Origin of the sequence: Candidatus Clostridium stratigraminis, assembly GCF_045310675.1 — a bacterium.
GTDB lineage: Bacteria > Bacillota > Clostridia > Clostridiales > Clostridiaceae > Clostridium_AT > Clostridium_AT stratigraminis.
In genome coordinates, this window is record NZ_JBJHZZ010000014.1 from 43,695 (window position 1) to 65,639 (window position 21,945).

Sequence of the window (21,945 nt, forward strand, 5' to 3'; positions counted from 1 at the left end):
AGCTAGCTTAAGAGGGCATTGTTTTTTATAAAAGTAATACTAAAACTCTGATGTTCCAGTAGTTCTAGGGAATGGTATTACATCTCTAATATTTGACATTCCAGTTAGGTACATAAGTATTCTTTCAAATCCTAGTCCAAAACCTGAATGTACAGTTTCTCCATACTTTCTTAGTTCTAAGTACCACCAGTAATCTTCTTTATTAAGTCCTAGTTCTTCCATTCTAGCTTCAAGAACCTTAAGCCTTTCTTCTCTTTGACTTCCGCCAATGATTTCTCCAATTCCTGGTACTAAAAGATCAGCTGCGGCTACAGTTTTTCCATCTTCGTTAGCTCTCATATAAAATGCTTTAATATCTTTAGGATAATTGTATACAAAAATAGGCTTTTTGAAGTATTTCTCAGTTAAATATCTTTCGTGTTCAGTTTGAAGATCTATGCCCCATTTAACTGGATATTCAAATTCTTCTCCGCATTTTTCTAGAATCTCAACTGCTTCAGTATAGCTTACTCTACCAAAATCAGAATTAACAACATGTGTTAATCTTTCCATTAAACCTGTGTCTATAAATTTATTGAAAAATTCCATTTCTTCTGGAGCATTTTCCATAACATAGGTAATAATGTATTTCACCATAGCTTCTGCAACTTCCATGTCATAAGCTAAGTCAGCAAAGGCCATTTCTGGTTCAATCATCCAAAATTCAGCTGCATGTCTTGCAGTGTTTGAATTTTCAGCTCTAAAGGTAGGTCCAAAGGTGTATATGTCCCTAAAGGCAAGGGCAAAGGTTTCTCCATTTAGCTGTCCACTAACAGTTAAATTTGTCGGTTTTCCAAAGAAATCCTTTGAGGCATCTACTGCACCCTTCTCATCCTTAGGTATATTGCTTAAATCTAAGGTTGTAACCCTAAACATTTCTCCAGCACCTTCAGCATCACTCCCAGTTATTATTGGGGTGTGTACATACACAAAACCTCTTTCCTGAAAGAATTTGTGTATTGCATATGCTGCAATTGAGCGAACCCTAAAAACTGCCGAAAATGTGTTGCTTCTGGGTCTTAAATGTGCAATTGTCCTTAAATATTCAAGCGAATGTCTCTTCTTTTGCAGTGGATAATCTGATTGAGATAGTCCTTCAATTATTATGTTCTTTGCCTTTATTTCAAAGGGCTGCTTAGAATCTGGAGTTAGTTCTAATATACCCTCTACTGAAATAGATGAGCTTATTGGGAGTTTAGATATTTCTTTATAATTTTCTAAATTACTTTCAAATACTACTTGAACATTTTTAAAAAAGCTTCCATCATTAAGCTCTATAAAGCCAAAAGCATTAGATGCTCTTATTGTTCTAACCCAACCGGATAATCTTACCAATTGTCCCTCAAACTTTCCAGTTTCTCTGTAAAGCTGCTTTATTACTGTACCTTCCATTTTAATTCCCTCCTAAAGTTTTATACTGTACATAGTAATTATTAGCTACTATGTACATTAAGTTACTTATATAGACATATTATAAACAAATACATCTAAAGAAAATATGAAATAAAAAAACCCTCATCCATTAAATAATTAATGGGACGAAGGTAAATTCCGCGGTGCCACCCAGATTGCTTAAAAAAGCCAGCTTAAAAAGTACGTATCATACTTTCCAATAATAACGCATTGGTTACGTCTAAGCCTACTATCCATGGATTTCAGTTAGAAACTCAGAGCTGTTCTTCGCTAAAAGCTTCATACTGTGTTTCCACCAGTCACAGCTCTCTTTAAATCTGCATAATAGCTACTCTTCTCATCAAAGTTTTACTTATATAATTTTAATTCATTATACACATTTAAATATGTTATGTCAAATTTTAATGGTAGCCATATGACTTATTACTTATTTTTGTTATCATATAATATTTGATCTATTACAATTACAAGTGACAGCATAAATTCTTGATTTTCTGTATCTTCAATCTCCACACCATAGGTATCTGAAAAGGAAAACCATTTTTTACTTACATGCGCAACTTCTCTTCCATCCTTAAAAACTTGAAACTCATGTGAAAAGATTTCTCCTTCAATGGTATAATTCCCCATTGTACTTTCAATATAAAAACTAGGCTTAAAAAAACTCATTTCTTTTTTTACAGTAGCAGCATAAGTTTCATTTAAGAAAATATTATACCTTGGTAGAAAATGAAACATTTCCTGCTCAATGTAGGAAACCTCTCTATCATTTAAATCATATATTCTTAGTTTGTTACCAAAGGAAAAAAATTTTCCTCTTACTATGAATCTATCATTTTCAAATTCATCCTTAATAGTAAAACTGTCCGCCATACTTAATACTCTTTGTCTAATTTGATACCTCATACATCCCACTCCTTCGTTATTCCTTAAATTCTATCCCAGCAAGCTTCATAAGAAATTTAGCATTTCTTGTAGTTGAAATACCCTTTCTTAATTTATAATCAAAATGTATTTCGTTATTCTTGTAATATTCTTGAAAATTGTAGTTTTCCACCTTTTGATTTTTGTTTTCCAGATCCCCTAGTTCAAGATCATGTGTAGAAATAATGCCAAGTGTATTTTCTTTACTTAACATATTAATAAGTGCTTCAGCTCCAATGTGCCTATCTAAAGAATTTGTTCCTTTAAATATTTCATCTAATAGAAAGAATACTGTTTCTCCACCTTTCGCTGCAGCTACAATCTTTTTAATTCGAATTATTTCCGCATAAAAAGAAGAAATACTTTTTTCAAGATTATCGCTTATTCTCATACAGGTATATATATTCATAAGACCACAGGAAAATTCCTCTGCACGAACGCTTGCTCCTGCATAGGCTAGGACGAGATTAATTCCTATAGTCCGTAAGTATGTGCTTTTACCTGACATGTTAGAGCCAGTTATTAAAAATATACTAGAATTTTTATTAAGATCTACGCCGTTACTTACGGCATCTTTAGGCAATAAGGGATGAGCTGTATTTATAGCTCTTACTTTCAGGTTGTTATCTATAACGGGTAAGGTCCATTCAGGGTTATCAAATCCAATTATACTCAAGCTTGATAAGGCTTCCATGTCCCCAATAGCATTAAGCCAAGGCATTACTAACCTTCCATACTGTTTTTTCCAATTATCCAGTTGTACAATTAAATGAAAATCCCATAGAAAAATTACATTAAGCAGAATGCTAAAAAGATTACGCCTATCAGAAACTTTATCTGAAATTTTACTCAGCTTATTTATTGCCTTAGAAGCCTTAAATTTATCGCCTATAAATTCATGTTTAATTTCATTTAATAGCTTTGAATGAAAATTTTTCTCTTCAATTAATTTTATCATTTTATAAAAGAGTTTTAGATTTTTCTTATATTTATAGATAGTGTCCAGAATCTCAGTTCTCTGTTTTTCTTGTAATTTTAGAATACCCAGATTAACTGCCATAAAGATTAAGGGGACTACATAGCCTACAACATTGAAAACTAAAAATAGCAATATTGATATAACTGTAATTAGCGGCATTAATAAAATTATAAATTTAAAAAAATCTTTGTTAGCAGTAGAGTTTGCCTTTTCAGCCCAATTAAACATTTCATCATTTTCTGATTTATTAGTTAATATGAAACTGCCTTCTGCAGCCAGCTCTTGTCTAAACCCTACCTTCTTAGAAAGTTCCTTAATTGCATCTTGACTTTCGTATATCGCTTTTTTATCAAGCTTCGGAAAGCATAAGCGATTTTTTAATTGGATTCTACCCAGAGGGGTATAAGCATTATTTATCCATTGAAATAAGGAATTTCCACCAAGTATATCTAAATCCTCTGCATAATTATGCTCATTATTTATAAATTCTTCTCCTTTATCTAAGAAGCTTTTCCATTCACCTCTTAATCTTAATAGGGATAAATCATTTATATGCAAAATTGCCTCTGTTAATTTTCTATTTTTAATAACCTTATTATGCTTAAGCATCAATATTATAAATATTATTAAGCCAATAAAAAAAATAATTATTGCTATGTAATATTCCTTATGTAAAAAGCTATAAACAGTGAAAATTAAAGTGGCTGCAAAAATAATAAACCTTAAGGCACTAATGAAATTACTTGTATTTTTTAAGCCAATCAAAAGATTTTCATAACGTTTATTTCTTTTTTCATATATTTTCATTGAATTTAGCAAACCTGTGTCCTCCCCATAGATATTTTCTCTCTGGTATTATACCATATTTAATGACCAATTGGAATTTTTAGTATAAAAGCCTGTACCTTACAGTTAAAGGCACAGGCTATCTTGGCTATTTTAAACTATTATATATCATGTCTAAATTATCTTTCATACTTTGAATATAATCTTTTCCGTCTTCTTTACTTTCTATAGTATAAATTTTCTCTACCTTCGCTCCAACTTCCTTTGCTAAGGTTTCAGAAACCTTAGGACTTGCTAATTCTTCCATAAATATAACTTTTATATTATTTCCCTTACAATAATCGACTAAATCCTTTAACTTCTTTGGAGTTGGCTCTCCTTCAGCAAAAACATCCTCTACACTGTTTTGCGTCAGCTTATAATCCCTGCAAAGATATGCAAAAGCAGCATGACCAGTTACAAAATCCTTATTTGATACTGCTTCAAACTTACTGTTATAATTTTCATCTAGACTTTTAAGCTTATTAGAAAAATCAGTGTAATTTCTCTCATAATATGCTTTATTCTTACCATCAACTTTAACAAGTGCATCTAAAATGTTTTTTGCTTCTATTTGTGCATTTCTTAAGCTAAGCCATATATGTGGATCGGTTTGGCCTGCAGTATTAATAACATCAATATTTTTTGAAGCATCAACTGATAAAAGTTTCTTATTGTCAACAGCACTTAAAGTTTTATCCACCCAAGTTTCCATATTAAGACCATTATAGATAAATACCTGTGCATTATTAATGTTTTCCATATCTCTAGGTTTAGGTTCAAAATCATGAGGTTCTGTTCCTTCCGGAACTATAACCTTGACATCTATTTTATCTTTCCCTACAGCCTGTGCAAATTCTTTTAATGCATTAAATGATACTACAACATTTACTTTTCCATTGCTATTTTGGCTGTTTTCATTATTAACACTATCTGCAGCTACTTTATTGCTGCAACCAGCAAAAACAACTGACACAGCTAAAATGAGAATTGCTGTAATTAACCTCTTTGTCATTGATATTCTCCTAAATAATATTTCAATGCAAATCATTTGCATCTACATAATATTATCTTAAAATTTTCTTCATGTCAATACGAGCATATATAAAAAAGTGGGTATTCACCCACTTAATTTCTCATTCCCATTCCTCTATATTTTCTAGTCCGTCAAATTGAAGAATTACCCATTCTATAGCTTCTCTGCTGTCGTCAAATTGTTTATTTGTACTGCTAATATAGGAATAGCCATCCTTATCATCAATTGATTGAATACTTAGTTCCTGTTCTTCATTACTAAGTCTTATTTCACCATTAATTTCAAGAGCTTCTATCATTTCTTCCATAATAAGCTCATCATCCATTTAATCCACCTCTCAACTATTTTCTTATATATATTACATAAACTTTTATAAAATTATGCATATATAATCATAAAAATTAATATTTGTGAGACAATATACTGTACTGAAAATTTATTTTAGGCACCTATTGGTTAATAATCTTAATATGTCTAAAGTAAATATTAAAACAATTGCTACAGATTAAAATACTAGGAGGTCTTTTAATGAAAGAGCATTATAGTGTAATATTAATGAATGACCCTTATAACTGTGCTGTAAAACAAATAAGCAAAAATACTTATGACCAAATTCAGGATATGCGTAAAAGAGGCCAGACTGATGAAACTATTGTAAAAAGCCTTACCGAAATCAATACAATGGAGGATAATATTGTAATTAATGGTGCAACAAAAGATGAAGCAATTGAACGTGCTAAAGATGAAGGTCAAGATTACATAATACTGCAAGCTTTCACTAGTTAATTTATAAAGTATTTAAAGAATTAAGTTGTCTTATATAAAATTAAGGACAGATAATTATGATTATCTGTCCTTAATTTTATAGATTTGTGTTCATCTTCATACTTTAAAACTACTCTTTTATTTGTACCCTTAATTTAATGCAAATCTTCATCTATGTCTTCTTCTAAGCCAAACAATAATACCTATAATCATAACAACAACTGGGATTAAAATTACAACAACACCTGAAAGTGCAATCTTTTGAAGATCATTCATCGTTAGATTTGGTACAGTTAAATCTTTAGGTCTTATTGAAATACTATCTTTATTATCTTGAAGCCAATTTAATGAATTAACTGCAAAATCTATATTATTTCCGTTAGTTGCAGAAACTGCATCTGAGTTCATAAAATAGGCATTTCCCACTACTACGATTTTAGTAGTTGTTCCTGCAGTTTTATTTTCATCGGTAATTGCTACTGCAAGATTAAAAGGCCCATTAAAATCCCCTTTCTCCTTTGTAAAAGTAGTTGCATTTAAATTTACTTTACCCCAGGAATTACTTGAAGTGGTAAGTAAAGGCTCTATTGTAGTAGTATCTTTTTTTGATTTTAACTCCTCTATTCCTTGTGATAAAGGGAGAAGTACATCAAGCTTATTAGACTTCAATTCATTAACAATTACATGATCCTGAAAATTAGGTAATAAATAAACTGGAGTACTAGCCGTATTCTGAGCATTTCCTTCAACAACAACTGCATTTTGGAGTGTAACGCCGTATATGGAAAGAACATCTTGAAAATTGGGGAGTTTTTCCTTCTGAATATCCATAAAAAAGGCAGCTCTTCCTCCACTTTGTAAAAAGTTTTTAATTTTTTGTGCTTCCTCCTTTGATAAATCTTTTTTAGGTGAGACAACAACCAAAATACTATCTTTAGGTAGAGTAGAGCCTCCTTCCAGTAAATTTATGTCCTTTATATTGTAATTTTCAGCTTGTAGCTGATTTAAGACATCTGAAGTAAGTGCTTCCTCTTCATGTCCAGTAAGGGTATATAAGGCCTGTTCATTACCAGAATTAACGTAGATAATAGCATTTGTTATCTGCTTCTCTGCATTAAAGGAACTAATCTGACTATTTCCATAACTATCTACAGTTTGATTAAAAAAGTCATCTGAAGATATTACCTTATATTTGCTGCCACTTTCAACCACAACACTTCCTGTTGAAGGTTTCGTACCACCTTTATTATATTTTTCAACAATTGCTGGATACTTAACTGGATCTTTATATTCTATTGTAATTTTATTAGAGGCCATTTTATATTGATTAAGCACAGCTTTAATTCCAGGATCCTCTTTCCCCGTTTCATAGAAGGCTATTATATCTGTATTAGACTTTAAATTTTTAAGCATATTTTTAGATTGATCTGTAATTGAATATATTTTTTCTTGTGTTAAATCTTTTTTAATATCTAACTTGCCTACAGCTAGATTTATAACTATAAGCACGGTTAATAATACAAGTGCAGTTATTGCTGAAAAAGCACCATATTTAAATTTTTTAGTTTTAAAAGACCTTTTGATATCAATTTTTTTCATGGCTTTCCTCCTTTTGTGGTCACCACTGAGTAGTTTAAGATTACTCGCTTCCGCTCGCAACACTGTGTAGTCTAACTTGCCGATTACTCATCGGCAGACTACCCGTAGAAGCCCATTTAGGACTTTTACCTCTCCTTAGCTCCATCTTCTTTTCTCTATCATTTGAATGCTAAAAAAAACAAAGAGAATAGAGAAAGAGAGATAATAAAGAACTGAACCCAGATCCAATATACCCATTCCAAAGTATTCAAACCTTTTTAAAAGAGAAAACCATCCAAAAAAATTTGGTAAAAATCCTTCATAAAGTGCAGAATTTTTTAAGAATATTATAAGCATTATACCTGCCCCTATTACTGTAGTCAGACCAGATATAATAATATTCCGTAATACGAAAAATAATAAAACTGACAATCCAATTGCTAGTACTGCAGCAAATACAATTCCCGATGTCTTTCCGCTGGGAAGCCCCTGCTGAACCCAATCCATTATCCAAATTAAAAGTAATATTCCAAAAGATACTACAGCTGCAACAGCCTGATTGTCTGTAAAAGAGGAAGCAAAGATCCCTACTGATATAAAAGCTGCTCCCATAAAAGCAAAACCTATATAAGTCGCTATAATTTCTCCAACTGGAAGTGTACCAAACTTGCTTAATATAAGTGGATACAGAACTGTTACTAATAATGTAATAAAAAATAATGTTACAGATGCTAAATATTTTCCAATTACAATTTCACTAACTCTTAAAGGGGAAGTCATCAGAAGCTGGTCTGTTTTCTGATGCTTTTCTTCAGCTAAAAGCTTCATAGTGAGTATCGGTACAAGTATGAGGAATAAAAAGGTCATACTTGATAGAACATCACTGTATAGAGGACTTGCAGGCAAAAGATTATAATTTGCAAAAAATATTCCGCATACAAGCAGGAAAACCCCAATAAACACATAGCCCACTGCTGAGCAAAAGTATGACTTTATTTCTTTTTCAAATATAGCTAGCATTTAAATTCCCCCTTCATTTGTAACTTGCAGAAATACCTCTTCTAAAGATAAATCCAAAGGCTTCATCATAAGAATTGGAATTTCAGCTTTACTTAGTTTAAAAAATATTTCTTCTCTAATATCCTCATTTTGTTTTGCTTCAATTAATATATCTATTGTTCCATTTTCAACAACACCTTGAATTTTAATATTTTGGATACCTCTTATTTCCTGGAGTACTTTTTCTGCAACTTTGCCCTTTTCCTTTATCCTTAATAAAAGCTTATTATTATAAATTAGTGTTCTTGACAGTTCATATGGGGTTCCGCTAGCTACTATTTCACCTTTATTAATAATGACAACGCGATCACATATTGCACTTACTTCAGAGAGTATATGTGAACTCAATATAACTGTATGAGTTTTTCCTAGTTCTTTAACTAAACTTCTTATTTCTATTATTTCCTTAGGATCCAATCCTACTGTTGGTTCATCTAATATAAGTATTTCCGGGTTACCTATTATAGCCTCCGCAAGTCCTACTCTTTGTTTATAACCCTTAGAAAGGTTTTTAATAAGCCTATTTCTATAATTATTTATTTTTACAAGTTCAGTTACTTTATCAATAGAGTTTTTTATATCTTTTCTATTTATGCCCTTAATTTTACTTACAAATAAAAGATATTCTTCTACAGTCATGTCCATATATAAAGGAGGAATCTCAGGCAAATATCCTATCTTCTTTTTTACCTTCTTTGGATCTTTTAAAATATTAAGTCCATCGACTTCGATATTTCCGTCAGTGGCTGAGATGTAGCCAGTTATAATATTCATTGTAGTAGATTTACCTGCCCCGTTGGGGCCTAAAAGCCCTAAAATTTCACCTTCATTAACTGTTAAATTTATACCGTTCAAAACAGTTTGCTGTCCATATTTCTTTACAAGATTTTCAACCTGAATCAATTTACTGCCTCCTTCATAATTCAATTTATTTCCAGTTTTTCTTTTATAAGTAATTGCTTGTCTAACAAAAATTATTTTATCACAGTTTTGTGGCATAAAAGTAAATATTATTTTTACATTTCATTACCAATTTGTGAATATTATAATATCCTCATTACTTATTCAAAAAATACCCTTAATATGGATTAATTCTATGCTATTTTCATACATATTATAGTATACTAGAATATATAGTCGTAAATATGAACATGAAGTTATTAATTCAGATAAATAAGGAATAAGAAATGATTGCTAATAATTTAGTGCAGAATAGGAATACGAGGAGGTTAAATTACCCCGTGTTCCAACTAAAAGGAGGAATAAAGTGGAAAAATCAGCTGAATTAAAAATACAAATTAATGATTATCTTATGGAGAACTTAAAAAATGAGAGTTTTAAACAAGCTTTAAGTCAACATATGAGCATGGAGTTTAAAAAAATAATTATAGAAAATAAAAAAGAATTAATTCAAAGTACAGCTTATAAAAATATTAAATCTAAATTTAAGGAGGAACTTTCAAATACCATTAAATCCCAAAGCTTTAAAAATCAAATATCTATTTTAATAGATAATAATTTAAGTGCCTTAGAAAAATCTAAAAAAACATTAGAAAAAACAATTCCCCCTGCAGTAATTAATAGTTTTAAAGTATATATATATAATCATAAAGATGATCTTATTTCTGGATTTAAAAAAATATTATCAAACAAAGAAATAGAAAAAAGGATTTATAAAGAAATAAATAATGTGATAAATAGTATGGGTTCTATGGTATCAAGATTTATAAATGTCAATAATATATATAGCAGGTTTAAAAGCTCCATTGAAGATTATTTAAATGATCCACAGAATGTTTTAGAAATAATTAACTTTATTAATAATGAAATAGATAAAATAATGAAGAAGAAAATATCTGAATTTAGCACATACTTCCCTGTTGAAGGAAGAAATGCTATTATAAACTCATTAACTAATGCACTTTCAGAAAATATTGTAAATCCAAGCTTTTTTGATATAATATTTAATGTAATTGAAGAGAAATTAGGAACAGAGATTTATAATATGAGTTTAAGCGATTTAAATTTAATAGATGAGCTTACCACAAATTTCTTTAATAATAATTATGACATGTTACTTATTAATAGTGATATGAAGATAATAATTAACGATATTTCAGAAGCTATAGTAGATAATTTCCTATCAAAACCTATTATCGACTTAATTTAAAAAAGGCACGATCTGTGCCTTTTTAATTCATTATTGAGGATTTTGTTGATTTTGTGGATTTTGTAGATTTTTCGCTTCCTGAATGTCCTGCTGAATTTGAGAACTTGGAGCTGCATAGGCATTATAATAGCCTTTTTGATTAGCTAAATCTGATAGTTTAAAGTAATCATTTATTGAGGTGTTTAATTGATTAGAAAATATTTTTCTAAGTTCGGCGTTTGAAGCTTCAGTAATAGATTTGCTAAGCATTTTAATATCTTCCTTTGATGTATTTAAAAATTCTAGTGCATAATCTTTATCACTTAAGGTGCCTTTATTTTCATTCCCTAATATGTTACTTATCCATGTCATACTATACCATCCTTTATGTTTTACTTAAATATTGTTTTCTTAAATTGTTCTGATTATTAACTCTGATTATTGTTTTGATTATTATTAGGGTTGTTATTTTGATTGTTTTGATTGTTTTGATTGTTATTTTGATTATTCATTTGGGTATTAATAAAATCCTCCAATTCTTTAAGTCTTGTTTTTTTGCCTTGAAGCTGTTCCTGCATTATTTGCTTTAAATTCTCATCTTGAACCATAGTTAAATTATTTGTAAGCATTTTTGCCTCTAGTAAATTTTTATTAAATAATTCCTGTATATTTAATATTTCATGTGGAGCTAAATTACTACTCATTTTATTCCTCCTTTTAAAGTCCATTTAGGACTTTGTCTTCGCTCACTGGGCAGTTTAAAATCACTCGCTCCGCTCGCAAACTGCCCGTTAAATTCCATTTAGGACTTTAACCTCTAAAAAAAAGGCTAAAACCTTAGGTTTCAGCCTTTTTATATAAAATGTATATTGCCTTACTATAGGTTTTGTTCATAGGATTCAACCATCTTTTTAACCATTTGTCCGCCAATTGATCCTGCTTCTCTTGAAGTTAAATCTCCATTATAACCATCTTTTAAATTAACGCCAACTTCTTTAGCAGATTCCATTTTAAACCTATCTAATCCTGCCTTTGCTTGAGGTACTAGAGCCTTATTTCTTGCCATTATTAATTCCTCCTTTAGTCAGTTAATTTTATAGTTATTTTGGTGTTGTAATATAAGTTTGCTCTTTTTTTGTAATAATACACTATTAAATTTAAACCAATAAATTTAAATTTTATCAGGAAGAATTAAAATAAACACTTTTGTATTTTTTTACTAATAATTTTAATTTCTTTTAACATCACTATCATAGAGTGTTATATCAGCACCTAGACAGGAAAAATCCTTAACTAAGTTTTCATATCCTCTTTCAATATGATCAATGCCTGTTATATAGGTTGTTCCTTCAGCGCTTAAGCCAGCTAAAATGAGGCATATGCCTGCTCTTACGTCGGTGGCCTTAACCCAATCACCAGTTAAAAAGCTTTTCCCCGGAATAATTGCCTTATTATCCTGTATTTCAATTTTTGCTCCAAGTTTATTTAGTTCCCTGCAGTGATTGAATCTTCCAGGATAAACTTTATCTACTATTACACTCATACCAAAAGCCCCAGTTAACATTGCAGTTAAAGGCTGCTGGAAGTCTGTACCAAACTCCGGGTACATTCCTGCTTCTACAGAAATTCCATTAAGTTTATTTTTAGCATAAGTAGTTATAGAATTCTCACCAATTTCTATAAATAATCCAGCTTCCCTTAGTTTTTGTAAACAGGATTCCAGATGAGAAGGTATTACGTTTTCAACAGTAATTATTCCCTTAGTTGATCCAGCCGCCATTAATAAAGCACCTGCAATTAATCTATCCGGAATTACTGAATGAATACAGCTTTTCAATGTTGTAACACCTTCAATTATAACAGTATCTGTACCAGCACCTTTAATGTTAGCACCCATTTTATTTAACAAACTGGCTAAGTCTTCAACTTCTGGGTCCCTTGCCGCATTTTTTAGTACGGTGGTACCTTTAGCCTTTACTGCTGCTAGTATTATATTAATAGTTCCACCAAAGGTAAGCTTGTCAAAGGTTATTTCGGTACCTACGAGTTCATCAGCCTCAACCACATAATAATTGTTATAGAAACTGAACCTTGCGCCTAAAGCCTTAAGTCCGCTTATATGCTGATCTATTGGTCTATAGCCGAAATTATCTCCTCCTGGATATCCTATTGAAACTTTTTTAAATTTATGAAGAAGAGCTCCAATAAAATAGTAAGAAGCTCTATAGGCAGAAGCCTTTTGGGGTTCGATTATAGAATTCTTAATTCTAGTAGGATCTAAAATTAAATTGTCTTCTTTACTTGCAATTGAAAAACCAATATCCTTACTAATTTCGAAAACTCTTTTAATATCTAAAATATGGGGAATATTTTTTAAAATAATGGGTTCATCTGCTAAACAACATGCTGGAATTAATGCTAAGGAACTATTCTTTGAACCCGGTATCTTTACCTTACCAGTAAGCATTTCAGAATGTTTTACCTGTAAATACCTCATATATATTGCTCCTGTTTATATAGTGATTATCTTTCATAATATGTATAAACAAGCTTTATGGTAACAACAAATAAAAAAAAGAATAGCTTTTTAAACTATTCCTTAATTTTGTTTTTTTATTATGCCTACTGCCACACCTAATATAGAAACCTGTTTGTCATGTAAAAATATGGGGCTGTACTTTTCATTTTCTGGCATAAGCATTGGAACATCTTTACCTAGGCTAAGGGTTTTTAAGGTTGCGCTGCCCTCTATGTCAGCAGCAACAATGTCTCCATTTTGTGCCATACTTTGCTTTTTAATTACAACATAGTCTCCATCAAATATATTTGCTCCAATCATACTATCTCCCTTAACTTTCAGAATAAAATTTTGTTTACCGCCTTTTATCCAATATTCCGGAAGATAAAATTGATCCGATACTTCAGAGCTCATCATTATTGGTTCACCTGCTGCAATATCGCTATAAACAGGCAGTTCTAGTAAATCCTTCTCTGAATAAACTATTTCTTCGTTAGTTTCTAAAGCTATAATTTCCTTATCATAATTTGCATCTCTTTTATATACATGTTTTACATGATGCTTAATGTCTACATATTGAAAGCATTCCATTGAACCAAAATTGTCTCCTCTTATGTCCATTGCAGTAGCTGCTTCATTTAAAATATTTTCTTTAAGGTTACTATAGGTTTTAACTAAATTATAATTTTTTATTGTAAAGTCTAGTTTAAGGTCTTTTAGCCTTCTGCCTTTAATAAACCATGCTTTAAAATTTAAAGTCTCTTCCTTATTGATTGTAAACATAAGACTTGAATAATTTTTGTTCATAAAAAGTGCTTTTATAAAATCTAATTGAGTCTTTGTAAGGCTTTCGCTTTCATCCACTATTATATGTGTATACTTACCATCTATAGATTTTTTTGCTTCCATCAAGGCTAAATAAGATATATCAAGTTTATCAATAAGACCATTTTCCAAAAGAATTTCATTGTACTTTTTGTAGATTTCATATATTGCTTCTCTTTCTTTGGAATTTTTTAATAATCTAAATGGCCCTTCACCTTTTTTACATTTACGGCCAATCCTATTAGAATATTGATAAACCTCTAATTCCCTGTAGCCGCACGCCTTTATCCAATCTATTTCATCAATAAAAAACTTTATTTTTGCCTTTTTTAGAATTTTTAAATTTCCATATTGGTTACTTATTTTATTTAAACACTGTCTAATAATCTCAGCCTTTTCTTTTTCCTCTTGAATTACCTTAAACCATTTCTTTTCAGAATTCGTATATTTAAAATAGTATCTATTAATTATATCCCCTACAGTTAATACATCAACCCTATCAACATTATTTGTAAATAAGGTTTTATAATCAAATTTGGTATCATCATCAATTAGATTGTACATAGTTCGAATTTGATCTCTATTTCTGCTGTCCTTGGCAAGTATAAGAATTTTATCCTCATCAAATAAACAATAATTATTTTTAAGATAAAGCGTCCTATATACAGCAGTTGTTGTTTTTCCTGTGTTACAACTGCCTTTGATAAGGCTTAGCTTATTTGGTTTACTTCTAATAATTTTTTCTTGTATTACATCCAGCTGCATTCTAATTTCCTGCCTTCCCTTATGATTAATCAATCATTTTATTATGCTCAAACCTATCAACTAATTCTATGTATTCTTTATCATTTAAAAATCTATTGTCATTTAAATATACCTTATCTCCTGCAAGGCTTTGCTTAACTATAACTTTCTGAAGAATCTTGCTGTTACAATTAAGACAGCTTCCAATCCCTATGAATCTCCACCTAAATAGCTTCAAGGGATATTCTAATTCTACTAAAGAACCACATTTAGGGCAAGAAAGTTTAGCTTTTTCTTCTTCTAATTGAAATTTCTCAAGATCCCTTATCATTATGGAAGGCATATTAATTATATCCCTTACGATAAAACTCTTAACTGCTTTATCATTATATATTCTTTTAAATACCTCAGAAGTATAATATGCATCATTTAAGGCATCATGTAGTTCCTCTTCTTTTACCTTTATTCTTAATCTATTTAATGCATGTATTAAACTTATAGACTTTTTCTCAAGTAAAATTTTTGTACAGTACTCCTGAAGATCAATATATCCATTAAGCCAGTCAATAGCGCTGCAATGATAATAATCAGCATTTCTTATAATTTCTGCAATATCATCTTTTGCCCAGGAACAAATAATTGAATCTTCCCCGGTAAACTTTCCAAGCTTATTTAAAGCCTCTAAAAAACCAATACCTTCTTTAAGCTGGTCTTCATTAATTCCTGTAATCTCAGAAACCCTTGGATTTAAAACTTTATAAATATTTGGTTTAATATAAGTTTTAAACCGTCCTGCCTCTTTCATGGTTCTGTCTAATTTAATAGCCCCTATTTCTATAATTTCATTCTCATATTTAGCATCTATTAAATCAGGATTGTTCTCATAAAAATCCGGATAATATTCTGTTATTTCTCTTAAATTGTTAAATTCAAGATCTAATATTACATAATTCAAAAACTTCATCCCCTAAATTCTAGTTAGCACATTATATTATAACAAAAAAAATAAAACTAGAGAACAAATCTCTAGATTTTATTTTATAATTTTTTGTATAGTAAATGACTTCCAGTATCTTTTTCAATTTTAATATTATTATAAAGCCCCTTCTCCACCTCATCTTTAAACCTTTTTCCATCTTCAGTATGCAAAATCGAATCAAGTTTATCACTTACCACATCCTTGTATTCAAAGGGTTTACCTGATGGAACTCTATCTAGCTTCCCTAAATCTATATGACTTTTTTCAAACATAAGACCCTCCTGTCTATCTCTGGGGTACGCAACAATTATTAATTGTTACGCCTCCTGTATTTCTTTGGGGTACATAACTATTATGAATTGTTATGCACCCTGAATTTTATTTCTAATATATTATGTGCATTTTATAAATGTTAAATTCCTAGTGTCCTACTAAGTAGTATTGTCATATAATAATATAACAGCAATTTCTAAAAGGAAGATAAATGCGGGTAATAATTATTGGTGGCGGCTGGGCAGGCTGCTCTGCGGCCATTACAGCTAAAAAAGCTGGTGCAGAAGTTTCTATTTTTGAAAAAACTGATTTACTTCTTGGCCTAGGAAATGTTGGTGGTATTATGAGAAACAATGGAAGATATACTGCAGCGGAAGAGCTAATTAATTTAGGTGCAGGAGAATTAATAAAAATTGCTGATGAAAATGCAATGCACAGGAATATTGATTTTCCAGAACACAAACATGCAACTTTATGTGATGTAAATAAGCTAGAACCAGCTGTAAGGAGATATCTATTAAGTATTGGCATTGAAATAAACTTGGTTTCTAGAGTTTCAAATGTAGTTAAGGAATCTAATAAAATAAAGGCATTAAAGCTTTCGGATAATTCCTTAATTTTTGGTGATGTTTTTATTGATGCAACTGGCTCTACAGGTGCAATGGACAATTGCTCAAGATACGGTCATGGATGTGTAATGTGTATTTTGCGATGTCCTACCTTTGGCCCTAGGATAAGTGTAAATGCAAAAGCTGGAGTAGAAGATATTATTGGTGAAAGAGAAAGTGGTTCTCCTGGTGCCTTTAGCGGATCCTGCGAAATATCTAGAGATAGCCTTTCTTCAGGGCTTTTAAAGGAACTTAGTGATAAAGGCATTGCGATATTAAAAATTCCAAGTGAAGATCAAAATAGAGATAAGCTAAAACTAAAAGTTTGTCAGCAATATGCTTTGGATGAATTTGCAGAAAACCTTATTTTATTAGATACAGGTCATATTAAGGTTATGACACCCTATTATCCATTAGATAAACTTAGAAAGCTTCCTGGCCTCAAAGATGCTCGATTTATGGATCCTTACTCAGGCGGAATCGGTAATTCCATAAGATATTTATCTGCAGCACCTAGATCAAATGATATGAAGGTGCTGGGTATAGATAACCTTTTTTGCGCAGGTGAAAAATCAGGCTTTTTTGTGGGGCATACGGAAGCAATGAGTACTGGTGCCTTGGCAGGTCATAATGCTGTTAGATATTTATTAAATATTCCTCTTTTAATATTACCAAATAAAACTGCTATTGGGGATTTAATTTTTTATGCTAATTTTAGACTAAGTACTTTAGACGGGAGAAAGATACGCCATACCTTTTCTGGAAGTGAGTATTTCGTTAGAATGAAAGAATTAGGGCTCTATAGTACAGATAATGCAGATATAACCAATCGAATTGAAGCTTTAGGTTTAAAAAATATATTTTCAAAAGCTCTTATATAAAAAAATGGAGAGTTTAACTCTCCATTTTGATTTTAAACAATTTATTTTCTTACTCCAGCTGCATATTCAACATTAAATATACATTCTGTTTGGGTCTTCAAAGCAAAATTATAAAGATAATTTATTATTTCACTTCTTTTAATTATACCTATAAAAACACCTTCATCATCAGTAACTGGAATAAAATTCTGATTTATTGCCAAAGAAACTAGACTCTCCATATCAGCATCTATAGATACTGGCTTGTTAATAACTCTTCTAGGTATTTCAAATACCTTTATAGTGTTTGTTTCCTTAAAGGTTAACTGCGGGTTATTCTTTAGTTCGAAAAGCAAATCCCCCTCCGTTATAGTTCCTACATATCTCCCCTTATCATCAATAATTGGAACTGCAGTATATCTATGATACTCCATTCTCTCCATAACTTGTCTTAAAGTTGAAGTTTCAGTTTCATAGATTACATCACTTTTAGGTGTAAGAAAAAATGCTATATTCATCCTGTACTCATTCTCCTAAACCTTATTTTTTTAATTATTTACATTTATATTATAGCATATGTAATCCGGAGTTTCTTTGAAACCTTATAAAATTTACAAATACTTTAAATAAAATTCAAAATATAGATGGGGCTTTCTCAAAATAAAAAGCACCCCATCTTTAAGAGCATATGATTTATTCTATAGGATTATTATCTTTCCCGTGAGTTCCCTCGAAGGCGTTGATATACATCTGCTTTAATTCACAAATTAGTGGATATCTTGGGTTTGCTCCAGTACATTGGTCGTCAAAGGCTTCTTCCGCCATTATATCCAAGGTAGCATAAAATTTTTGTTCCGAAACACCTGCATCTTTAATAGTTTTAGGAACATTAATCTTTTCTTTTAACTTGTTTATAGCCTTTATTAAATTTTCTATTTTTTCTTCTTCGTTATCTCCGCCAAGCCTTAAAAAATCTGCTATTTGAGCATACCTCCATTTAGCATTAGGATATTTATATTGCGGAAAAGCTGTTTGTTTTCTAGGATTATCAACAGCATTAAATTTTATAACTTCATTTATTAAAAGTGCATTTGCAATCCCATGTGGAACATGATGAATTGCACCTAATTTATGAGCCATAGAATGACATACACCAAGGAAAGCATTTGCAAAGGCCATTCCTGCCATTGTTGCAGCATGAGCCATTTTTTCTCTAGCCTTTACATTACTGCTACCTTCACTATATGCAGCCGGAAGATACTTAAATATAAGTCTCATTGCCTCAAGTGCTAAGCCATTGGTATATTCAGAAGCCAGTACCGATACATAAGCTTCTATTGCGTGTGTCAAAGCATCTATACCTGAAGCAGCAGTTAATCCTTTTGGCATTTTCATCATAAGCTCGGCATCAATTATGGCGATATCAGGCGTTAGTTCATAATCAGCAAGAGGGTATTTAATTCCTGTTTTTTCATCAGTTATAACAGCAAATGGTGTAACCTCAGAGCCTGTTCCAGCAGAAGTAGGAATTGATACCATTAATGCCTTTTCTCCCATGTGAGGGAAGGTATAAACTCTTTTTCTAATATCCATAAATCTCATAGCCAGGTCTTCAAAGCGTACTGCAGGATGTTCATAAAGTACCCACATTATCTTTGCAGCATCCATGGGTGAGCCACCACCAAGAGCAATTATTATATCCGGTTTAAAGCTTTCAATTTCTTTAGCCCCTTTCCTAGCAGTGGCTAAGGTTGGATCGGGTTCAACATCATAAAATATTTTTGCTTCAATTCCGATTTCCTCTAAGGTGTTAATTACTAAGTCAACGTAGCCCAAATCAAATAATACCCTATCTGTAACTATAAATGCTCTCTTTTTGTCCATTTCCTTTAATTCTCTTAAGGCAATTGGTAGGCAGCCAAATTTAAAGTAAATTTTCTCAGGTACTCTAAACCAAAGCATATTTTCTCTCCTTAAGGCTACACTTTTGACGTTTAACAAATGTTTTACACCAACATTTTCTGAAACTGAATTGCCACCCCAGCTTCCGCAGCCAAGAGTTAGGGATGGTGCTAGCTTAAAGTTATAGATATCGCCTATAGCACCTTGAGAAGCCGGCATATTTATTATTGTTCTCCCTGTTTTCATCTTGGCACCGAATTTTTCAATTCTTTCTTTAGATTTAATTTGATCTGTATATAAAACTGAGGTATGGCCGAAGCCGCCAAGTTCAATTAATTTTATAGCTATTTCCATTGCATGGTCGAAATTCTTAGCTCTATACATGCCTAAAATAGGTGATAGTTTTTCATGGGCAAATGCTTCTTTAAAATCTACAGCTTCAACTTCTCCAATTAAAACCTTTGTGCCTTCTAAAACATTAATACCGGCCATTTGGGCTATTTTATAGGCCGATTGTCCTACTATGTCAGAATTTAAGGCCCCATTTTCCTTTAATATAGTTTTTCTTACTCTATTTATTTCATCCTCTTTTAGAATATAAGCCCCTCTTTCTTTGAATTCATTTCTGGCCTTATCATAGATTTCATCTAGGATTATAACAGACTGCTCTGAGGCGCATATAACCCCATTATCGAAAGTCTTAGAAAGTAAAATAGAACTAACTGCCATTTTTATATGAGCAGTTTCATCTATAATAGCAGGCGTATTTCCGGCTCCCACACCTATTGCAGGCCTGCCTGAGGAATATGCAGCCTTTACAAGACCAGGCCCTCCCGTTGCTAAAATAATATCACATTCACTCATTAACATATGTGTCATATCTAATGATGGTTCATCTATCCAGCCTATTATTTCTTCAGGTGCTCCTGCCTTTACAGCAGCTTCTAAAATTATCTTAGCAGCAGCAATTGTTGAATTCTTTGCTCTAGGATGAGGAGAAAAGATAATACCATTTCTTGTTTTTAGTGCAATTAAAGATTTAAAAATTGCAGTTGAGGTAGGATTTGTAGTAGGAATTACTGCTGCAACTACTCCAATAGGTTCAGCAACCTTTTCTATTCCAAAAGACTCATCTCTGTCTATTACTCCACAGGTTTTTTCATCCTTATATTGATTATAAATGTATTCTGCAGCAAAATGATTTTTTATGACTTTATCTTCTACTATACCCATGCCAGTTTCTTTTACTGCTATTTTTGCAAGGTCTATCCTAGCATTGTTAGCAGCCATTGCTGCCTGCCTAAAAATTTCATCAACCTCTTCTTGTGAATATAATGCAAATTTTTTTTGAGCTTCTCTTACCTGTTTTAATTTCATCATTAATTCATCAGCATTAGTAACCTTCATTAAAAACACCTTCTTTGGAATATATTAAAAAATGTATATGAATATTATGTGTTAAAATTATTTTAATATTTCTTTTTAAATAAAAAAAGTGTTGTCTATAAAACTAAAATGTAATAGAGACTTATTAACTAGATATTTTTATAAGCTCGTTTCATTTAATTATTCAGACACACTTTAACTTTTTAATTTTATTATGTACTGCTTGTATAAATATTTAAGGTTCGTTTACCAAAAGCTTTAACAGCTTCATAGTCAGAAGTTATACATACTAATGGTCCAGAAATATATGTAAGTATTGGAATAGCTTTTGCAAGAAAATTTTTTTCTGCTTTGTAATGAATTGCAACTCCTAAATTTTTTAAAACACTTTGAAGAACTGACCCATCATTTTTTAGCAGCTTTTCCTCTATAAACCTATCTCCTTTATCAACTAATTCATAAACTTTTCCATGAATTAAATCCTTTTCACTAATGTCAAAGGAGGTCTTAAGTACTCTATAAATCTCTAAATTATTTGCATCCTTTAATGGTCTTTCAAATAGTATTGATAAATCATAGATTAAAGACAACTGAAAATAAGCTAAGCAAACTATTTCGCCAAAGGTTGAAGCTGCTGCTGAAACAAATCCTAGAAAACCTGCCGAAGAACCCAATATTACTCCTTCAGCAATTCCATAATTAGAATAATAGGCAAGAAGTTTTTTTGCTATTACATTTCTATCCTCAGTTTTATAAGCTTCCATTAAGGTTTCTAAAGAAATATTTTTACTTCTTACTTCAAGGACTTTTTTATATACATTTAAAAACCATATTCCACTTTCTCTATCATGTCTTGATAATCCATGCAAAAGTTCTTTCTTAAGCTTTTTTATCTCCGTCTTCACTCCTGGATTTGCTTTTTTAAATGCTCTATAGACACCTAGTGCTTGAAATTTTGTTAGCTTTTCTTCTTTTTTTATTATACCAATAGTAGTAGATTTTCCCCTCATAGATTACCTCACATCCTTATAATAATATTAACTAAATTCAATCAATATTTCAACAGAATAGTAAAGCGGCGTT

General features: G+C 31.1%; 21 protein-coding genes and 1 other annotated feature. Of the genes, 3 read left to right on the forward strand and 18 right to left on the reverse strand.

Translation table 11 applies throughout. The features are described 5' to 3' along the window. Positions 1 to 39 precede the first annotated feature (39 nt). The 5 genes from asnS to ACJDUG_RS14940 all read right to left on the reverse strand — a co-directional run bounded on the left by asnS (position 40) and on the right by ACJDUG_RS14940 (position 5,541). On the reverse strand, positions 40 to 1,431 hold the full coding sequence (gene asnS / locus ACJDUG_RS14920) for an asparagine--tRNA ligase (protein WP_406770670.1): 1,392 nt from the start codon (positions 1,429 to 1,431) through the stop codon (positions 40 to 42). Between the two features lie 139 nt (positions 1,432 to 1,570). Beyond that, positions 1,571 to 1,805: a binding site (T-box leader), on the reverse strand. Positions 1,806 to 1,875: 70 nt separating this feature from the next. After that, positions 1,876 to 2,358: an LURP-one-related/scramblase family protein gene (locus tag ACJDUG_RS14925; protein WP_406770671.1), complete on the reverse strand. Its 483-nt coding sequence runs from the start codon at positions 2,356 to 2,358 to the stop codon at positions 1,876 to 1,878. A gap of 16 nt (positions 2,359 to 2,374) precedes the next feature. Beyond that, positions 2,375 to 4,174 carry a MutS family DNA mismatch repair protein gene (locus ACJDUG_RS14930; RefSeq protein ID WP_406770672.1) on the reverse strand — a complete coding sequence of 600 codons (1,800 nt, stop codon included), beginning with the start codon at positions 4,172 to 4,174 and terminating at the stop codon, positions 2,375 to 2,377. Between the two features lie 115 nt (positions 4,175 to 4,289). Then, positions 4,290 to 5,195 carry a metal ABC transporter substrate-binding protein gene (locus ACJDUG_RS14935; protein WP_406770673.1) on the reverse strand — a complete coding sequence of 302 codons (906 nt, stop codon included), beginning with the start codon at positions 5,193 to 5,195 and terminating at the stop codon, positions 4,290 to 4,292. A gap of 121 nt (positions 5,196 to 5,316) precedes the next feature. Next, a complete protein-coding gene (locus ACJDUG_RS14940; protein WP_406770674.1) occupies positions 5,317 to 5,541 on the reverse strand; it encodes a hypothetical protein in 225 nt (74 codons plus the stop codon). A gap of 203 nt (positions 5,542 to 5,744) precedes the next feature. Between ACJDUG_RS14940 and ACJDUG_RS14945 the strand changes: the two genes are divergently transcribed. Continuing rightward, positions 5,745 to 6,002, forward strand: coding sequence for a hypothetical protein (locus ACJDUG_RS14945; RefSeq protein ID WP_406770675.1), 258 nt, complete (start codon positions 5,745 to 5,747; stop codon positions 6,000 to 6,002). A 147-nt stretch (positions 6,003 to 6,149) separates the two neighbouring features. Here ACJDUG_RS14945 and ACJDUG_RS14950 read toward each other — a convergent pair whose 3' ends face one another. From ACJDUG_RS14950 to ACJDUG_RS14960, 3 genes are all read right to left on the reverse strand, one after another. Then, entirely contained in the window at positions 6,150 to 7,580 is a 1,431-nt protein-coding gene (locus ACJDUG_RS14950) for a GldG family protein (protein WP_406770676.1), read from the reverse strand. Positions 7,581 to 7,715: 135 nt separating this feature from the next. Beyond that, the gene (locus ACJDUG_RS14955; RefSeq protein WP_406770677.1) at positions 7,716 to 8,579 is read right to left on the reverse strand and encodes an ABC transporter permease; all 864 of its coding nucleotides are present in this window, start codon (positions 8,577 to 8,579) and stop codon (positions 7,716 to 7,718) included. Then, positions 8,580 to 9,617, reverse strand: a complete 1,038-nt coding sequence (locus ACJDUG_RS14960) for an ABC transporter ATP-binding protein (protein WP_406770678.1) — start codon at positions 9,615 to 9,617, stop codon at positions 8,580 to 8,582. A 268-nt stretch (positions 9,618 to 9,885) separates the two neighbouring features. Between ACJDUG_RS14960 and ACJDUG_RS14965 the strand changes: the two genes are divergently transcribed. Beyond that, complete coding sequence (locus ACJDUG_RS14965) at positions 9,886 to 10,788, forward strand: hypothetical protein (RefSeq protein WP_406770679.1); 903 nt, start codon at positions 9,886 to 9,888, stop codon at positions 10,786 to 10,788. 30 nt (positions 10,789 to 10,818) lie between these two features. Here ACJDUG_RS14965 and ACJDUG_RS14970 read toward each other — a convergent pair whose 3' ends face one another. The 7 genes from ACJDUG_RS14970 to ACJDUG_RS15000 form a co-directional block, all read right to left on the reverse strand. Next, positions 10,819 to 11,139, reverse strand: coding sequence for a spore coat protein (locus ACJDUG_RS14970; RefSeq protein ID WP_406770680.1), 321 nt, complete (start codon positions 11,137 to 11,139; stop codon positions 10,819 to 10,821). A gap of 56 nt (positions 11,140 to 11,195) precedes the next feature. Next, positions 11,196 to 11,471, reverse strand: coding sequence for a hypothetical protein (locus ACJDUG_RS14975; protein ID WP_406770681.1), 276 nt, complete (start codon positions 11,469 to 11,471; stop codon positions 11,196 to 11,198). 173 nt (positions 11,472 to 11,644) lie between these two features. Then, positions 11,645 to 11,833, reverse strand: a complete 189-nt coding sequence (locus ACJDUG_RS14980) for an alpha/beta-type small acid-soluble spore protein (RefSeq protein ID WP_406770682.1) — start codon at positions 11,831 to 11,833, stop codon at positions 11,645 to 11,647. Positions 11,834 to 11,995: 162 nt separating this feature from the next. Then, positions 11,996 to 13,264, reverse strand: a complete 1,269-nt coding sequence (gene murA / locus ACJDUG_RS14985) for a UDP-N-acetylglucosamine 1-carboxyvinyltransferase (protein ID WP_406770683.1) — start codon at positions 13,262 to 13,264, stop codon at positions 11,996 to 11,998. A gap of 102 nt (positions 13,265 to 13,366) precedes the next feature. After that, positions 13,367 to 14,908, reverse strand: coding sequence for a transcriptional repressor LexA (lexA, locus tag ACJDUG_RS14990; protein ID WP_406770684.1), 1,542 nt, complete (start codon positions 14,906 to 14,908; stop codon positions 13,367 to 13,369). Next, the gene (locus tag ACJDUG_RS14995; protein ID WP_406770685.1) at positions 14,901 to 15,809 is read right to left on the reverse strand and encodes a 3'-5' exonuclease; all 909 of its coding nucleotides are present in this window, start codon (positions 15,807 to 15,809) and stop codon (positions 14,901 to 14,903) included. Before ACJDUG_RS14995 ends, lexA begins: the two co-directional genes overlap by 8 nt. 83 nt (positions 15,810 to 15,892) lie before the next feature. After that, on the reverse strand, positions 15,893 to 16,105 hold the full coding sequence (locus ACJDUG_RS15000; RefSeq protein WP_406770686.1) for a hypothetical protein: 213 nt from the start codon (positions 16,103 to 16,105) through the stop codon (positions 15,893 to 15,895). Between the two features lie 212 nt (positions 16,106 to 16,317). Here ACJDUG_RS15000 and ACJDUG_RS15005 point away from each other — a divergent pair, with 212 nt between their 5' ends. Further along, positions 16,318 to 17,595 carry an FAD-dependent oxidoreductase gene (locus tag ACJDUG_RS15005; RefSeq protein ID WP_406770687.1) on the forward strand — a complete coding sequence of 426 codons (1,278 nt, stop codon included), beginning with the start codon at positions 16,318 to 16,320 and terminating at the stop codon, positions 17,593 to 17,595. A 41-nt stretch (positions 17,596 to 17,636) separates the two neighbouring features. Here the strand turns inward: ACJDUG_RS15005 and ACJDUG_RS15010 are convergent, their stop codons facing one another. From ACJDUG_RS15010 to ACJDUG_RS15020, 3 genes are all read right to left on the reverse strand, one after another. After that, entirely contained in the window at positions 17,637 to 18,092 is a 456-nt protein-coding gene (locus ACJDUG_RS15010) for a CBS domain-containing protein (RefSeq protein WP_406770688.1), read from the reverse strand. A 175-nt stretch (positions 18,093 to 18,267) separates the two neighbouring features. Then, on the reverse strand, positions 18,268 to 20,883 hold the full coding sequence (gene adhE / locus ACJDUG_RS15015; RefSeq protein WP_406770689.1) for a bifunctional acetaldehyde-CoA/alcohol dehydrogenase: 2,616 nt from the start codon (positions 20,881 to 20,883) through the stop codon (positions 18,268 to 18,270). Between the two features lie 191 nt (positions 20,884 to 21,074). After that, positions 21,075 to 21,872, reverse strand: a complete 798-nt coding sequence (locus tag ACJDUG_RS15020; protein ID WP_406770690.1) for a hypothetical protein — start codon at positions 21,870 to 21,872, stop codon at positions 21,075 to 21,077. Positions 21,873 to 21,945: the final 73 nt, after the last annotated feature.

Excerpts from the sequence above, each read along its gene's own strand:
- ACJDUG_RS14925 (WP_406770671.1), bottom strand. The coding sequence starts at position 2,358 with ATGAGGTATCAAATTAGACAAAGAGTATTAAGTATGGCGGACAGTTTT.
- ACJDUG_RS14935 (WP_406770673.1), bottom strand. The coding sequence starts at position 5,195 with ATGACAAAGAGGTTAATTACAGCAATTCTCATTTTAGCTGTGTCAGTT.
- murA (WP_406770683.1), bottom strand. The coding sequence starts at position 13,264 with ATGAGGTATTTACAGGTAAAACATTCTGAAATGCTTACTGGTAAGGTA.
- ACJDUG_RS14960 (WP_406770678.1), bottom strand. The coding sequence starts at position 9,617 with ATGCCACAAAACTGTGATAAAATAATTTTTGTTAGACAAGCAATTACT.
- adhE (WP_406770689.1), bottom strand. The coding sequence starts at position 20,883 with ATGAAGGTTACTAATGCTGATGAATTAATGATGAAATTAAAACAGGTA.
- ACJDUG_RS15020 (WP_406770690.1), bottom strand. The coding sequence starts at position 21,872 with ATGAGGGGAAAATCTACTACTATTGGTATAATAAAAAAAGAAGAAAAG.
- ACJDUG_RS14980 (WP_406770682.1), bottom strand. The coding sequence starts at position 11,833 with ATGGCAAGAAATAAGGCTCTAGTACCTCAAGCAAAGGCAGGATTAGAT.
- asnS (WP_406770670.1), bottom strand. The coding sequence starts at position 1,431 with ATGGAAGGTACAGTAATAAAGCAGCTTTACAGAGAAACTGGAAAGTTT.
- ACJDUG_RS14940 (WP_406770674.1), bottom strand. The coding sequence starts at position 5,541 with ATGGATGATGAGCTTATTATGGAAGAAATGATAGAAGCTCTTGAAATT.
- ACJDUG_RS14955 (WP_406770677.1), bottom strand. The coding sequence starts at position 8,579 with ATGCTAGCTATATTTGAAAAAGAAATAAAGTCATACTTTTGCTCAGCA.
- ACJDUG_RS14975 (WP_406770681.1), bottom strand. The coding sequence starts at position 11,471 with ATGAGTAGTAATTTAGCTCCACATGAAATATTAAATATACAGGAATTA.
- ACJDUG_RS14950 (WP_406770676.1), bottom strand. The coding sequence starts at position 7,580 with ATGAAAAAAATTGATATCAAAAGGTCTTTTAAAACTAAAAAATTTAAA.
- ACJDUG_RS14970 (WP_406770680.1), bottom strand. The coding sequence starts at position 11,139 with ATGACATGGATAAGTAACATATTAGGGAATGAAAATAAAGGCACCTTA.
- ACJDUG_RS15005 (WP_406770687.1), top strand. The coding sequence starts at position 16,318 with ATGCGGGTAATAATTATTGGTGGCGGCTGGGCAGGCTGCTCTGCGGCC.
- ACJDUG_RS15010 (WP_406770688.1), bottom strand. The coding sequence starts at position 18,092 with ATGAATATAGCATTTTTTCTTACACCTAAAAGTGATGTAATCTATGAA.
- ACJDUG_RS15000 (WP_406770686.1), bottom strand. The coding sequence starts at position 16,105 with ATGTTTGAAAAAAGTCATATAGATTTAGGGAAGCTAGATAGAGTTCCA.
- ACJDUG_RS14945 (WP_406770675.1), top strand. The coding sequence starts at position 5,745 with ATGAAAGAGCATTATAGTGTAATATTAATGAATGACCCTTATAACTGT.